13 protein-coding genes are annotated in these 13,035 nt (G+C 34.5%); 11 read left to right on the top strand and 2 right to left on the bottom strand.

All coding sequences use genetic code 11. The features are described 5' to 3' along the window. Positions 1-32: 32 nt before the first annotated feature. From eno to J4T76_RS09770, 11 genes are all read left to right on the top strand, one after another. Positions 33-1,334, top strand: coding sequence for a phosphopyruvate hydratase (gene eno, locus J4T76_RS09720; RefSeq protein WP_267341360.1), 1,302 nt, complete (start codon positions 33-35; stop codon positions 1,332-1,334). A gap of 231 nt (positions 1,335-1,565) precedes the next feature. Then, positions 1,566-2,510 (top strand): VirK/YbjX family protein, encoded by a 945-nt coding sequence (locus J4T76_RS09725; RefSeq protein ID WP_267345903.1) that lies wholly within the window; start codon positions 1,566-1,568, stop codon positions 2,508-2,510. Positions 2,511-2,709: 199 nt separating this feature from the next. Further along, entirely contained in the window at positions 2,710-3,621 is a 912-nt protein-coding gene (locus J4T76_RS09730) for a lysine exporter LysO family protein (RefSeq protein ID WP_267341358.1), read from the top strand. Positions 3,622-3,927: 306 nt separating this feature from the next. After that, on the top strand, positions 3,928-4,311 hold the full coding sequence (gene dhaM / locus J4T76_RS09735; RefSeq protein WP_267341357.1) for a dihydroxyacetone kinase phosphoryl donor subunit DhaM: 384 nt from the start codon (positions 3,928-3,930) through the stop codon (positions 4,309-4,311). A gap of 15 nt (positions 4,312-4,326) precedes the next feature. After that, positions 4,327-4,809 (top strand): Lin0368 family putative glycerol transporter subunit, encoded by a 483-nt coding sequence (locus J4T76_RS09740; protein ID WP_267341356.1) that lies wholly within the window; start codon positions 4,327-4,329, stop codon positions 4,807-4,809. Positions 4,810-4,822: 13 nt separating this feature from the next. Beyond that, positions 4,823-5,167: a Lin0368 family putative glycerol transporter subunit gene (locus tag J4T76_RS09745; protein ID WP_267341355.1), complete on the top strand. Its 345-nt coding sequence runs from the start codon at positions 4,823-4,825 to the stop codon at positions 5,165-5,167. A 44-nt stretch (positions 5,168-5,211) separates the two neighbouring features. Further along, positions 5,212-6,210, top strand: coding sequence for a dihydroxyacetone kinase subunit DhaK (locus tag J4T76_RS09750; protein ID WP_274460462.1), 999 nt, complete (start codon positions 5,212-5,214; stop codon positions 6,208-6,210). 17 nt (positions 6,211-6,227) lie between these two features. Beyond that, the gene (dhaL, locus tag J4T76_RS09755) at positions 6,228-6,884 is read left to right on the top strand and encodes a dihydroxyacetone kinase subunit DhaL (RefSeq protein ID WP_267341352.1); all 657 of its coding nucleotides are present in this window, start codon (positions 6,228-6,230) and stop codon (positions 6,882-6,884) included. A gap of 68 nt (positions 6,885-6,952) precedes the next feature. Further along, positions 6,953-8,065 carry a glycerol dehydrogenase gene (locus tag J4T76_RS09760; protein ID WP_267341351.1) on the top strand — a complete coding sequence of 371 codons (1,113 nt, stop codon included), beginning with the start codon at positions 6,953-6,955 and terminating at the stop codon, positions 8,063-8,065. 210 nt (positions 8,066-8,275) lie between these two features. After that, positions 8,276-9,055 (top strand): triose-phosphate isomerase, encoded by a 780-nt coding sequence (locus J4T76_RS09765; protein ID WP_267341350.1) that lies wholly within the window; start codon positions 8,276-8,278, stop codon positions 9,053-9,055. Between the two features lie 23 nt (positions 9,056-9,078). Continuing rightward, positions 9,079-10,053 (top strand): sugar-binding transcriptional regulator, encoded by a 975-nt coding sequence (locus J4T76_RS09770; protein ID WP_267341348.1) that lies wholly within the window; start codon positions 9,079-9,081, stop codon positions 10,051-10,053. A gap of 342 nt (positions 10,054-10,395) precedes the next feature. Here the strand turns inward: J4T76_RS09770 and pssA are convergent, their stop codons facing one another. Both pssA and ydiK read right to left on the bottom strand, forming a co-directional pair. After that, positions 10,396-11,751 (bottom strand): CDP-diacylglycerol--serine O-phosphatidyltransferase, encoded by a 1,356-nt coding sequence (gene pssA, locus J4T76_RS09775; protein ID WP_267341346.1) that lies wholly within the window; start codon positions 11,749-11,751, stop codon positions 10,396-10,398. 141 nt (positions 11,752-11,892) lie between these two features. Continuing rightward, positions 11,893-12,945 carry an AI-2E family transporter YdiK gene (gene ydiK, locus J4T76_RS09780; protein ID WP_267341344.1) on the bottom strand — a complete coding sequence of 351 codons (1,053 nt, stop codon included), beginning with the start codon at positions 12,943-12,945 and terminating at the stop codon, positions 11,893-11,895. Positions 12,946-13,035 lie beyond the last annotated feature (90 nt).

A 13,035-nucleotide genomic window follows, 5' to 3' on the forward strand; every position in this document is an offset into this window, starting at 1 on the left:
AGTAATATATCTGTCATATAGAGGAAAATAACATGGCAAAAATCGTTAAAGTACATGGTCGTGAAGTAATCGACTCTCGTGGAAACCCAACTGTTGAAGCAGAAGTTCATTTAGAAGGTGGATTTGTTGGTCTAGCAATCGTTCCATCAGGTGCATCAACAGGTTCACGTGAGGCATTAGAACTTCGTGATGGTGATAAATCTCGCTTTTTAGGTAAAGGAGTATTAAAAGCTGTTGAAAATGTAAACGGTCCAATCGCTAAAGCTGTTGTTGGTAAGGATGCGTTAGATCAAGCAGCTGTCGACCAAATTATGCTTGATTTAGATGGAACTGACTTCAAATCTAACTTAGGTGCTAACTCAATTCTAGCTGTATCTTTAGCGACTGCTAAAGCTGCTGCTGCTGCTAAAGGTGTTCCACTTTTTCAACATATTGCAGATCTTAACGGTACACCAGGTCAATACTCTATGCCATTACCAATGATGAATATTATCAATGGTGGTGAACACGCTGATAACAACATCGACTTACAAGAATTTATGATTCAACCTGTTGGTGCTAAAACAGTTCGTGAAGCAATCCGTATGGGTTCTGAAGTATTCCATAACTTAGCAAAAGTATTACATGCTAAAGGTATGAATACCGCGGTTGGTGATGAAGGTGGTTTTGCGCCTAACTTAGGTTCAAATGCAGAAGCTTTAGCATGTATTAAAGAAGCTGTAGAAAAAGCAGGTTATGTATTAGGTAAAGACATTACTTTAGCGATGGACTGTGCTGCTTCTGAATTCTATAACAAAGAAACGGGTAAATATGTATTAAAAGGTGAAGGCAATAAAGAATTTACTGCGGAAGAATTTACTCACTATTTAGAAGGTTTAACTAATGAGTATCCAATCGTATCTATCGAAGATGGTTTGGATGAAAGCGATTGGGAAGGTTGGGCATACCAAACTAAAGCGCTTGGTAACAAAATCCAATTAGTTGGTGATGATCTATTTGTTACAAATACTAAAATCTTTAAACAAGGTATTGAAAAAGGCATTGCAAACTCAATATTAGTTAAAGTAAACCAAATCGGTACATTAACTGAATCTATCGCTGCGGTTAAAATGGCGAAAGATGCTGGTTATACAGCTGTTATTTCTCATCGTTCTGGTGAAACTGAAGATTCAACTATTGCTGATTTAGCTGTTGGTTTAGCTGCAGGTCAAATCAAAACTGGTTCTATGAGCCGTTCTGACCGTGTTGCTAAATATAACCAATTAATTCGTATTGAGGAAGCACTAGGTTCTAAAGCACCATTTAACGGTTTAAAAGAAGTGAAAGGACAATAATTATTTTCAATAAATTAATTATTTACTTTATAGAAAAACGGTGACCAGTTCACCGTTTTTTATTTTTTTTTAATTAAGTGTTTTATTCGGATCAGTTGCACCAACTTAGGTTGTGTTGTAACCTTGTTGTCCGATTCTTATGAATTTTTATTAATATTTCATTATTGTTTATTAATTTATTCATCCTATAAATATTTAATAAAATAACTTATTGATTTAATTTTTCTGCTTATGAATAATATTACGAATATGTCCCAGCCTAAAAGTAAGTGGCAACTGTTTTTCTGGCTTTGTACAGGTAAACTTCCGCTTAATGAACTGTGGCTAAAATCGACTTATCGTTTCAAATTTTTTTTTAGAACTTTATTTTTAAGTCCGATCACATTCAAATTATTGGATAAATTAAGACAGTATCCATTACTGGGTTATTATTTTTCATGCCAAACCAATTTACCCTGTAAATTACAACGTCCTTATTTAGCTTCTTGTTTAAGTCAACAAGAGCGTTTTGAGGCATTAGCCTATCATTATGACTTTTTAGCTAAGTATCCTGATAGCATGACGAAAGCCTTTTATAATCCGAATCTCGCTTTTGTATTGGCTGATGTTAAGGTAAAAAACGATGCTAACATCAAAATTGCTATTCAAGCACGCAATAAGTTTGCTCGCGAAGGTGAAATTAGTCTGTATTTTTATGATAATGATGGCATTGATTTGGCTACGATAACTTTTACGGTAATGCAATATCAACAAAAAACAACACTTTTTATTGCTGGGCTACAAGGTACAGGCCATCATGATGCTCGTATTAGAGTACAACAAGCAACAAAACAGTGTTATGGACTGTTTCCTAAACGTGTTGTATTAGAAGCAGCCTTAGTGATTGCGCGTTATTTTAATCTTGAGCAAATAGTGGCTGTGGGTAACAAAACGCATATTTACAACAATTGGCGCTATAATAGCCGACAAGAACGCATTTTATCGGATTACGATGATTTTTGGTTAACTATTGATGGTAAGCAAGATAGTCATGGTTTATTTATATTACCAAATCAAATCTATCGAAAATCATTAGATGAAATCGCCAGTAAAAAACGATCAGAATATCGCAATCGTTATGCTCTATTGGATCAACTGGAAAACAGTATCACAGAGAATTTGGCTTTATTAAAATAAAAGTGAGCTTTATTTGTTATTAACAATATTGCTGTATTAAAGTATATAAAACTGTCGTTTGTAAACGGTGTTTGCAAGCGACACGCAAAATCGACTTTTCTTATATAGCTAGGCTAATTAAATTAAACCAATTGTCGATTTTATCGAAAGCTCAATATAATTAAGATAATAACTAAATCACATAGTCAGGGAATAAACAATGTATTTTGGTCTTTTGATCGCATTTATACCATTGTGCTTGGGTTATTTAATTACCTTTAAAGATCAACAATGGATAATCAAAATTAACAAAGTCCTTAGCTGGATGGTTTATTTTATTCTGTTTCTAATGGGATCGGAATTAGCTCATCTTGATAATCTCAAAGATAATTTACAAACCATCTTATTTTATGCTGGCGTCTTATTTGTTTGTACTTTTGGTAGTAATTTTATTTTTTTAATGTTATTTGACATCCTCCTACCTTGGCAAACCAGTCACACTAAACAAAATATTGGTTCACGCTTCAAAATGATTTTCGAATCTTTACAGGTGTGTATCGCTTTAATTCTAGGTTTTATTGCTGGTTTAATTCCTCTATTTATCTGGCAATTCAACGAAGATATCACTAAAATAGTATTGTGTTTTTTACTTTTATTAGTCGGGATTCAATTACGAAGTAATAATATTTCTTTAAAGCAAATCTTGCTCAGTAAAGTCGGGTTAGCTACAACAATAGTGGTAATAATAAGTACATTTTTAGGTGGTATTATCGCTGCATTAATATTTGGTCAACCCAGTCGCGTTGGATTAGCCATGTCATCAGGGTTTGGTTGGTATTCACTTTCTGGACTATTAATGACGCAAGCGCATGGTGCAATCATTGGTAGCGCTACTTTTTTGAACGACATCTTACGCGAATTGTGCGCCATCATCTTAATTCCCAGCTTAATAAAACGTTATAAACTTACTGCACTTGGTTTATGTGGAGCCACCTCTATGGATTTTACCTTACCGATGCTACAAAAAGGTGCTGGTATAATGATTGTTCCTTCTGCAATTGTGCAAGGATTTTTATTAACCATAATTATGCCAATATTTATGACATTATTTAATTATGGCTACTTTTTTTAGTAACGAGTAATAAGTTGTGATCAAAGTTTGATTGAATGCTTTACTTTTGTTTGGTTATAAAACTTATGATCACGCGATTTAATAACGTATTACTCTGCTTTTATTCTTCTTTATTAAAATATTTAAGCCATTTAACCCGTCTCTAATTTAATATTTTTTGATCGTCGTCTTTCATTTAACCGTAAATCCTCATCATTTTTATATTTAGATCTCAGTCACAAATTTCATAAAAAATAATTTTCTCTAATTTTTTACTCTATATAATTGAACAAAAGATTAACAATCAATCATTTGTTCGGAGTGGTTATGGTAAGTATCATATTAGTGTCACACAGTAAAAAAATCACTGATGGTCTTAAAGAAATGATTGAAGACATGGTGGATTCTACGGGTGATGTGAGAATTTTTTCAGCAGGCGGAACGGAAGATGGTCGAATGGGAACCGATTCAATTGCAATTTATAACATCATTAAACAATGCTCAAATCATCGTAATATTTTAATCTTTGCCGATATTGGTAGTGCCATATTAAGTGCTGAAACGGCCATTGACCTTATAGAAAACGAATCACTAAAAAATAGAGTGATATTGGTTGATGCTCCTTTAGTCGAAGGTGCTTTTGTCGCATCAATTCAAGCTATGGTTGATAACGATGTTGAAGGGATTTTAGCTGAATTACAAAATATTTAATAAGTGAAAATTGAGATGAAATTTTTTCGAAGTTTTGTTGGTTATTGTATTGCAGGAATGATCGTCATGGCGGTTTGGTCTCAACTCGGAACTTACGGTATTTTTGGCGGATATTTGGCTGCAATTATTATTATTGGACCAATGTGGTATATGAATCATTACATCAATTTAACCGGTAATGAAGATGATGCGGCTTTTGTTGATATGGGATTAGCCATTTCAATTTGTGGCATCATGCGAGACACCTTTATCCAAGGAGGAGCTGCTTTTGCCACTTCTTTACCCACGATAGTATTCGTTATTTTTGGTGCAACTTTAGGTGGAATTACAGCCGCTTATATTGAAAAGGATATGGCAAAGAAAAAGGAATTTACCAATGAAAATCCAAGAGAGCCTGGTTTGAGGCGTTCTGATTTTGAAAAATTAAAGGAAACAAAAGAAAAGATTTTGCGTAGCAAACAAATTAAAGTTTTTCAAAAAAAGAAAAAACTGGATTAAGGAGTCAATAATTATGCCTATAAAACTTGCGATAGCTACTGTGATTGGTGCTTTTATTTTTCCATTCGTGATACGCATGGCATGGGGAAGGATGGTAGATAATTGGGGACCTATTGGTGGATGGATGGCAGCAGCCTTCATTGTTGGTACAGTTTGGTGTATTAATCATGGCATTACAACACCAATGATTACTCAAAGTGGTTCGGTATGGGTTGATCAAGGGTTAGCTGCTGGAATCGGTGTATGGGTGGCTTCAGCTTTAACGGGCGGCAGCAAACTTAAATCAGCTAAAAATGTAGTGGCAGCTGTGAGCGCTGGTATTGTTGGCGGATATATATTGTCACTTTTCCTTGTTTGATTAGTGATGCAGTAAATATTGGAAGGATGGTTAGAGGTAACACTATGAAAAGGTTAATTAATGATGGTTATGATGTTGTTGAAGAGATGTTAGAAGGCTATTGTCTGGCACACAGCAACTATGTTGAACTTAAACAAAATTGCGATCGAGTAGTGGTAAGTAAACATATGAGTTCTGAACCCCGAGTAAGAGTAATTATTGGTGGTGGTTCAGGACATGAACCAGCGTTTTTAGGATACGTTGGTAAAGATTTTGCAGATGCAGCTGCGGTTGGTAATGTAAATACGTCCCCTTCTCCTGAATATTGTTATGAAGCTGTCAAAGCCGTTGATTGTGGAAAGGGATGCCTTTTCGTGTATGGTAATTACGCCGGTGATGTAATGAATTTTGATATGGGCGCAGAATTAGCGGCTGAAGAGGGGATTCGCGTTGAAACTGTTATCGTGACGGACGATATCTATTCCTCACAAAATGTTGACGAACGGCGAGGGGTAGCTGGTGATGTGTTCGTTTTCAAAATTGCAGCCAGTGCTGCGGCTAAAGGGTATGAATTAGATAAAGTTAAGAAGCTTGCTGAAAAAGCCAACGCGAATACTTATTCTATGGGTGTTGCATTATCTTCTTGTACATTGCCCGTTACAGGTGAAGTAATTTTTGATATGCGTGACGGTGATATGGAAGTCGGAATGGGTATTCATGGTGAACCTGGCATTGAAAGAACTAAGCTTAAAAGTGCCGATATTGTAGTAAGTCAATTAATCGAACATCTTTTACAAGAACCAAAACTACAAACTGGTGATGAAGTTCAATTGCTGATTAATGGATTAGGCGGTTTGGCGTTAATGGATCAATATATCTGTTATCGAAAAGCTCATAAATTACTCGAACAAATAGGGATAAAGATTTATAAACCTCTTGTAGGTAATTATGTCACTTCTATGGATATGGTCGGGATGTCAATTTCAATTATTAAACTTGATGATGAGTTGAAAGAACTATTAAGCCATCCTTGCGATACACCTTATTTCAAGATTGCCTATTAATTATCTAGGAGAAAAAAATGAGTGCTTTGGAACTGACTAAATCCTACTTTATTGAGACCTTTAAAAAAATTGCTGATATGGCAGAACAAAATCGTGATCATTTAAGTCAATTAGACTCAGATATTGGTGATGGTGATCACGGTATCAATCTTACCATTGGCTTTCGTGAAGTTTCAAAGCAACTTGACATGTTATCGGATACAACGGCGGATATCGCAGAATTGATGAAAAAAATTGGCATGATTTTATTAAGTAAGGTTGGCGGAGCATCAGGACCATTATATGGAAGTTTTTTTATGAAAATGGCTAACCATACTGTTGGAAAACAAGCAGTAACATTTAAAGAATTTTGCCAAATGTATCAAGATGGCGTTGAAGCCGTACAAATGCGTGGGAAAGCCGAACTCAATGATAAAACTATGATCGATGCACTCATTCCAGGGCTTAATGTATTAAAAAGATATCAGGAAGAGGATGATCCGATTAAAACATTAGAGACTTGCATTAGTGAAATGAAAAAAGGCTCGGACAATACTATTGATCTAATTGCTAAAAAAGGTCGGTCAATGCGATTAGGTGAAAGGGCAATTGGTCATAGGGACGCAGGATCTGAATCAGCATGGATGATAATGAATGAATTTTTACAGCAATTAAAACTAGAGAAGTCATTCTAGAGAAGTAAATTAGTTATTATTTATTAATAATTAATTGGTTAGTGATGTGTTTATACGAGGAAATCAATATGGATAAGGTTTTTGTAAGCCCTAACAGATATGTACAAGGTAAAGATCTACTTACACGTGCTGATGCATATATCAAACCTTTTGGCACTAATTTTTTAATACTAGCAGATAAAAACATTTGGAATATTGCTGCTAATTTACTCGCCGATTCATTACAAAAAACCGGACTAAACATTACCAAAGCTGTTTTTAATGGCGAATGTTCAATGGTAGAAATTAATCGATTACTTGAAGAGTATAAATCTAAAAAGTTTGATGCAATTATTGGTGTCGGTGGGGGTAAAACCTTAGATACGGCTAAAGCGCTGGCAGCAAAATATAACATACCCAAAGTGTGTGTACCGACAACTGCATCAACCGATGCGCCTACTGCGAAAGTTTCTGTTGTGTATACTGAAGAGGGGGTTTTTGATTTCTTATGGCACCATTATAAAAATCCAGACTTAGTACTAGTTGATACAAGAGTTATTGCTCATGCTCCAGTAAGATCATTAAAATCGGGTATTGCTGATGGATTGGCAACTTGGGTTGAAGCGAGAACCTCTATACGCAGTTGCCATAAGACAGATGCCGGAGGGATTGCTACCATAGCAGGAGAAGCAATTGCAAGAGAATGTGAAAAAACAATTTTTGAATACGCATTGTTAGCTGTTGAAGCCAATGAACAAAAATTAGTAACACCAGCATTAGAAGCTGTAATAGAGGCCAACACTTTACTAAGTGGTTTGGGATTTGAAAATGGGGGATTAGGTGCTGCTCATGCTATTCATAATGGCTTTACTGCTGTACCAGGTGATGTACATCATTTAACCCATGGTGAAAAAGTAGCTTATGGAACCATTGCTCAACTTGTTTTAGAAGGTCGTCCAATTGATGAACTTGAGCGATATATGGATTTATATATCAAGCTTGGTTTACCCATTACGTTAGAAGAAGTGCATTTAGATAAAATTACCGAAGAAGAGTTTCAACTCATTGGGAAAAAAGCCATTGATCCGGTTGAAACTATTCATAGCCTACCTTTTGAAGTTACTGCTGATGATGTTATTCAAGCTATCAAAGCGACCGATTACCATGTTAAAAGTTATAAAAAACGTTTAGGCATTAAATAAAATTGCAATAACACTTTGTTCTTGAAAGGATAAAATTCGAGAATAAAGTGTTTTTTATATGACCTTTTCAAATGGTTCAAGGCAAATAAGTTTATTAAATCTATGATAAGTTGAGCTATTTTTATCCTAATGTCATACTAATCATTTATTCATATTTAAAGAGACTAACACTTTTGCCTGAAAATTATTTGGTGATTTAAAGGATGAGTTATGAAAAAAATATACATAGGCACCAGTTGGAAAATGAATAAAACTCTTGCTGAAGCGTTATTATTTTGTGAGCAATTTAAGACTTTTTATCCGGAAAACTTAAAATCTCAAATCCAACCATTTGTGATTCCGCCATTCACTTGTGTTCGTGAAGTTTCTGATTATCTGCTAAATTATAATATTAATTGTTTAACCGGTACCCAAAATATGCATTTTCAAGATTCAGGTGCTTTTACTGGTGAAATATCACCTATCATGGTCAAAGATACCGGAGCAAAAATTGTCGAAATAGGGCATAGTGAACGTCGATCTAATTTTGGTGAAAATGATATAGCGATTAATAAAAAAGTGAAGGCTGCTTTAAAACATGGATTAACGCCTTTAGTTTGTATTGGTGACAGTGATGAAGAAAGGTCTTTAGGTGTGTCAACTGAAGCTGTTGTGAAACAGCTGAAAATTTCCTTATTTGAAATTGATAAACAGCACGCAACCCAAGTGATTATAGCTTATGAGCCAATATGGGCTATTGGTGAAAAGGGTATTGCAGCGACTCCAGAAGCGGCTCAATATATACATCAGCAACTGAGATCGGCTTTAATCCAACTTTATGGTCAACAGATAGCCCAACAAATGCTACTGTTATATGGAGGCAGTGTGAATCTAGAAAATTCAATACCGTTAATTGCTCAACCAGACATTGATGGTTTATTTATTGGCCGAGGTGCATGGCAAGCGAAAGATTTTTGTAATATATTATCAGCTATTAATCAGCAACATTAATGTTATGACAAAAGGCTAAAATAATGGATATATTTGAAGATAAGCAAGAAACAGAGTTACTTACCGAAATTGCTGTTGCTTACTATGAGTATGAACAGACGCAAGAAGAAATTGCTAAGCGATTTGGTATTTCTCGCATTAAAGTCGGTCGGTTACTGAAAAAAGCCAGATCTGAAGGAATTGTAGAAATTAATGTTAAATATCATCCAATATTTAGTTCAAGAATCGAACAACAATTTATTAATAGTTTTGGTATAAAACGTGCGCTCATCGCATTGGATCATCAAGATGAGGATGAACAACGTAGACAAGTAGCAGCACTTGTGACTAACTATTTATCAAGTGTTTTAAAAAAAGGCGTAACGGTGGCTGTTGGACAAGGTCGTAATGTTGCAGCCATTGCAAGTCATGTAGGCGTTTACCCTGAAAAAAGGTGTAAATTTATTTGCGGTATTGGCGGCACCCAAAGGGTTGGAGAACTTATTGATGCTGATCATATTAGCCGAAGCTTAGCCAGAAAATTTAATGCAACGAGCGAAACGCTTTATGCCCCTGCTTATGTTGAAAATCGTGAACTTAAAGAAGCTTTTATTCAAAATAGAGTTATCAAAGATACTTTAGAGCGAGCAGCTAAGGCTGATATTGCTTTAGTTGGTATTGGTGATATGAACGAAAATAGTTACATGGTGCAATTAGGTTGGTTTACTCCAAAAGAGATAACTCATGCAACTTTAAAACAGGGGGTGGTGGGTGATATTGCAGGTTATGGCTTTTTTGATATTAATGGTGAGCCCGTAGATACGGTCATGAATGATCGCGTCATTGGTCTTAGTATTGATGAATTGCGTAATATTCCGTGTGTTATTGCCATAGCTTCAGAAAATACAAAAGCAACAGCGATTTTAGGCGCGCTTCGTTCAGGGGTAATTGACATTATTGCAACGAGTGCATCAAATGCTCGAACGGTACTCAATTTACAACAAAATCAGATTAAATAATCGATTGTAAAAAAGTTTGAGGTTAACTCTATGTTTGAGTATAAAAATAACGTAATTATCCAAATCATGTAATAATGATACCGGTTACATAAGCGATTAATATTAGCTCTATTAATCCAAAGCGATCCGTTAATAGCGTTTCGTGTTTCCATTACAATATGTAATGAGCAACTCTCCATTTTTTAAATTTGATTTGGGTGCTTATTTTTATAGGTGGTTAAATAAATTATGGCTCTAGTACACGGATAAATGCACTAGAGCATGTTGTTTTAACGCCAAACTGATAATTTTAAATCTAACTTATTTAAATTTATTATGTCTAACTTAATTCATATCAGATAATTATAATAGACGTTTGATCACTCTATCCACGCGGATACGGCTCAATCTTTTTATTAATTTATGGACTTGCTTTGGATAAAATTGGCTAGCTTGGATCTGTTGAAAGTGTGTAATTAATGTCGTTTTTTGGCGTATTGTATCAAGTTCATTGGTGATTTGTTCTTGTAATTCTTGTTTAGGATCGTGCACCAATATTCCATTTTCAAGGTCTAAACGCCAAGCTCTTGGGTTAAGATTGTTTCCAGTAATTAACATCCATTCATTGTCAACCCAAACACCTTTTAAATGATAAGTTTGATCATTATCTTTCCATAATCTAATAATTAACTGTTCTTTATCAACATAAGACTGCAAACGTTCGATAAAGTTTCTTAAATTGATTTCATACAAATAAGGTAAGCCGCCGGAAATATTAAATGGCTTATCTTCAGGGATGTAAAAGTCATTCGCTTCTTTATCACCAATAATAATTTCAACTTGTTTACCCTTTCTAAGCAAACGAATAATGTCACGAACTAAAATATTCGGCAGATTAAAATATGGCGTGCACAAAATAATCTTATGTTGTGCAGAATTAATTAAATGATGAATAATTTTATTTAATGCATTATTGCGACCAAGACCAGCAATGGGTGATACGGATAACTCATGATTATTTGCATTATTGGTATATTGATAATTTGTTTCCGAAAGATGTTGACGTAACACTTTGATTTCAGATTTAATTTGCTTACGTGATTTATGTTCTGCATCATCTAAACGTTGTAACGCATCAAAATGTAAAAAGTTATTATCAATATAATCAATCATACTTAGTGCAAGTAATTTATTGGTAATAAAATGATATCTGTCATAACGATAATTATTGAGTTTATGCAGATAAACGTTATTCAGACTAGCGCCACTATATATGACCGTATCATCGATAATAAATCCTTTGAGATGTAAGACTCCAAGCACTTCACGGCGATTAATTGGCACTCCATATACAGGAACATCAACATCAGGATGCTGTAATTTCATTTTATGATAAAAAACCGCATTGGTGTGCGTTTTATCTTCTCCAATTCGACCGCGCTGTGCGCGATGCCAATCTACAAAGATTTTAATATCTAAGTTAGGATTCATTATTTTTGCTTGGTAAAGCGCATTAAGTATTTCTTGCCCCGCTTCATCTTGTTCTAAATAGAGTGCAACGATATAAATTCGAAATTTGGCATTTTTGATTTTTTTAAGTATAGCTTGTCTGTATGCTTTAGGATCATACAAAATACGATATTGATCAGCATGTTGCCGGATTTTAGCTAATTCATTAAGATGCTTTTGATGGTTATATTTAATAAAAGGTATTCTCATGATTCATATATTATTGTAACTGGTTCAAATTGTAGAATAACACACTTTAAGCCAGAAAATAACACTCCTTATGTCATAGGCCTGAGTCAATATTGTTTATCTGATTTTTCTTGTTCAAGTTAGCTAGTCAGTATCATTTTCTTATGATTGTTCATTAATCCATGTTTGAATGATCTTATACGTCAATGCCAATACTACAGGACCAATAAATAATCCCATCATACCAAAACTGAGTAGTCCACCAATTACCCCAAATAAAATCAATAAAAAAGGTAAATCAGCGCCTTTTTTTATTAAATATGCACGCATTACACTATCAAGAGTGGTTAAAATGATTGCTATAACAATCAATATAATACCTGAGAGAGTATGACCATTCCAAAATTGCCAAATAATACAACCGAGCATCACAATGACAGGTCCGATCTGCGCAACACAACAGATAAATAAAATCAGGGTTAAAACTCCAGCTAATGGCATATTAGTAATAATAAAACTGATCCCACCAATTAAGGCTAGAGTAATTGCCGTTACTACCACACCAAGGGCGACTGCACGAATTGATTGTCCTGCTAACGTGACGGTAATTGCGCCATATTGTTTAGATAAACGATTAGCAAATAAATAAACGTATTTGGTAATACTTTCACCTTTGAGATAAAGTAATAAACTGAAAATGATCATGACACCCGCATGGAAGATGAATATACTGATGTTGGTTGCTTGTGATAACAACCATCCTATTAATGTTCCAATATAAGGTTGAATACTTGAAACCAGATCTGAACCATCTGTTTTGATTACATTTAGCCAACTTTGATGCAATTCTGGTCCGAAAGCTGGAATGCTTTCTATCCAGTCAAATGTTGGTAATTCATGATGTGATAAAGATTTGGCCCATTCAATTAAATGATGACCATTTTGGGCGACGCTACTAATAATTAAAATAAATGGAATAATGCAGACAAGAGCTAAAATTAATGCCATTATTGTTAGCGATAACCAGCGTTTATTAAACATTTTATTCTGTATTTTTATCATTAATGGCCAGGTAGCAATAACCACCATTACGGCCCAAAAGAAACCGAATAAGAAAGCTTCAATAACACGATAGGTTATAATGATTAGTAAACCAATCAGTAATAAGTTTAAAATTAACTTTAATAAATCATATGTATTTTTTTCTGCTGGCATTTGTGCACCATTTTTATTAATCTAAATGGTGTTATTATACCCACTATCATTAAAAAATCATATGATAGTGTAAATGATAAATCTTTGATG

The sequence above is a fragment of the Gilliamella sp. B3022 genome (assembly GCF_028751545.1).
In the GTDB taxonomy this organism is placed as follows: domain Bacteria; phylum Pseudomonadota; class Gammaproteobacteria; order Enterobacterales; family Orbaceae; genus Gilliamella.

What these genes read in the sequence shown, in the direction of transcription:
- eno (WP_267341360.1), top strand. Translation starts at nt 33, where the DNA reads ATGGCAAAAATCGTTAAAGTACATGGTCGTGAAGTAATCGACTCTCGT.
- J4T76_RS09725 (WP_267345903.1), top strand. Translation starts at nt 1,566, where the DNA reads ATGAATAATATTACGAATATGTCCCAGCCTAAAAGTAAGTGGCAACTG.
- J4T76_RS09730 (WP_267341358.1), top strand. Translation starts at nt 2,710, where the DNA reads ATGTATTTTGGTCTTTTGATCGCATTTATACCATTGTGCTTGGGTTAT.
- dhaM (WP_267341357.1), top strand. Translation starts at nt 3,928, where the DNA reads ATGGTAAGTATCATATTAGTGTCACACAGTAAAAAAATCACTGATGGT.
- J4T76_RS09740 (WP_267341356.1), top strand. Translation starts at nt 4,327, where the DNA reads ATGAAATTTTTTCGAAGTTTTGTTGGTTATTGTATTGCAGGAATGATC.
- J4T76_RS09745 (WP_267341355.1), top strand. Translation starts at nt 4,823, where the DNA reads ATGCCTATAAAACTTGCGATAGCTACTGTGATTGGTGCTTTTATTTTT.
- J4T76_RS09750 (WP_274460462.1), top strand. Translation starts at nt 5,212, where the DNA reads ATGAAAAGGTTAATTAATGATGGTTATGATGTTGTTGAAGAGATGTTA.
- dhaL (WP_267341352.1), top strand. Translation starts at nt 6,228, where the DNA reads ATGAGTGCTTTGGAACTGACTAAATCCTACTTTATTGAGACCTTTAAA.
- J4T76_RS09760 (WP_267341351.1), top strand. Translation starts at nt 6,953, where the DNA reads ATGGATAAGGTTTTTGTAAGCCCTAACAGATATGTACAAGGTAAAGAT.
- J4T76_RS09765 (WP_267341350.1), top strand. Translation starts at nt 8,276, where the DNA reads ATGAAAAAAATATACATAGGCACCAGTTGGAAAATGAATAAAACTCTT.
- J4T76_RS09770 (WP_267341348.1), top strand. Translation starts at nt 9,079, where the DNA reads ATGGATATATTTGAAGATAAGCAAGAAACAGAGTTACTTACCGAAATT.
- pssA (WP_267341346.1), bottom strand. Translation starts at nt 11,751, where the DNA reads ATGAGAATACCTTTTATTAAATATAACCATCAAAAGCATCTTAATGAA.
- ydiK (WP_267341344.1), bottom strand. Translation starts at nt 12,945, where the DNA reads ATGCCAGCAGAAAAAAATACATATGATTTATTAAAGTTAATTTTAAAC.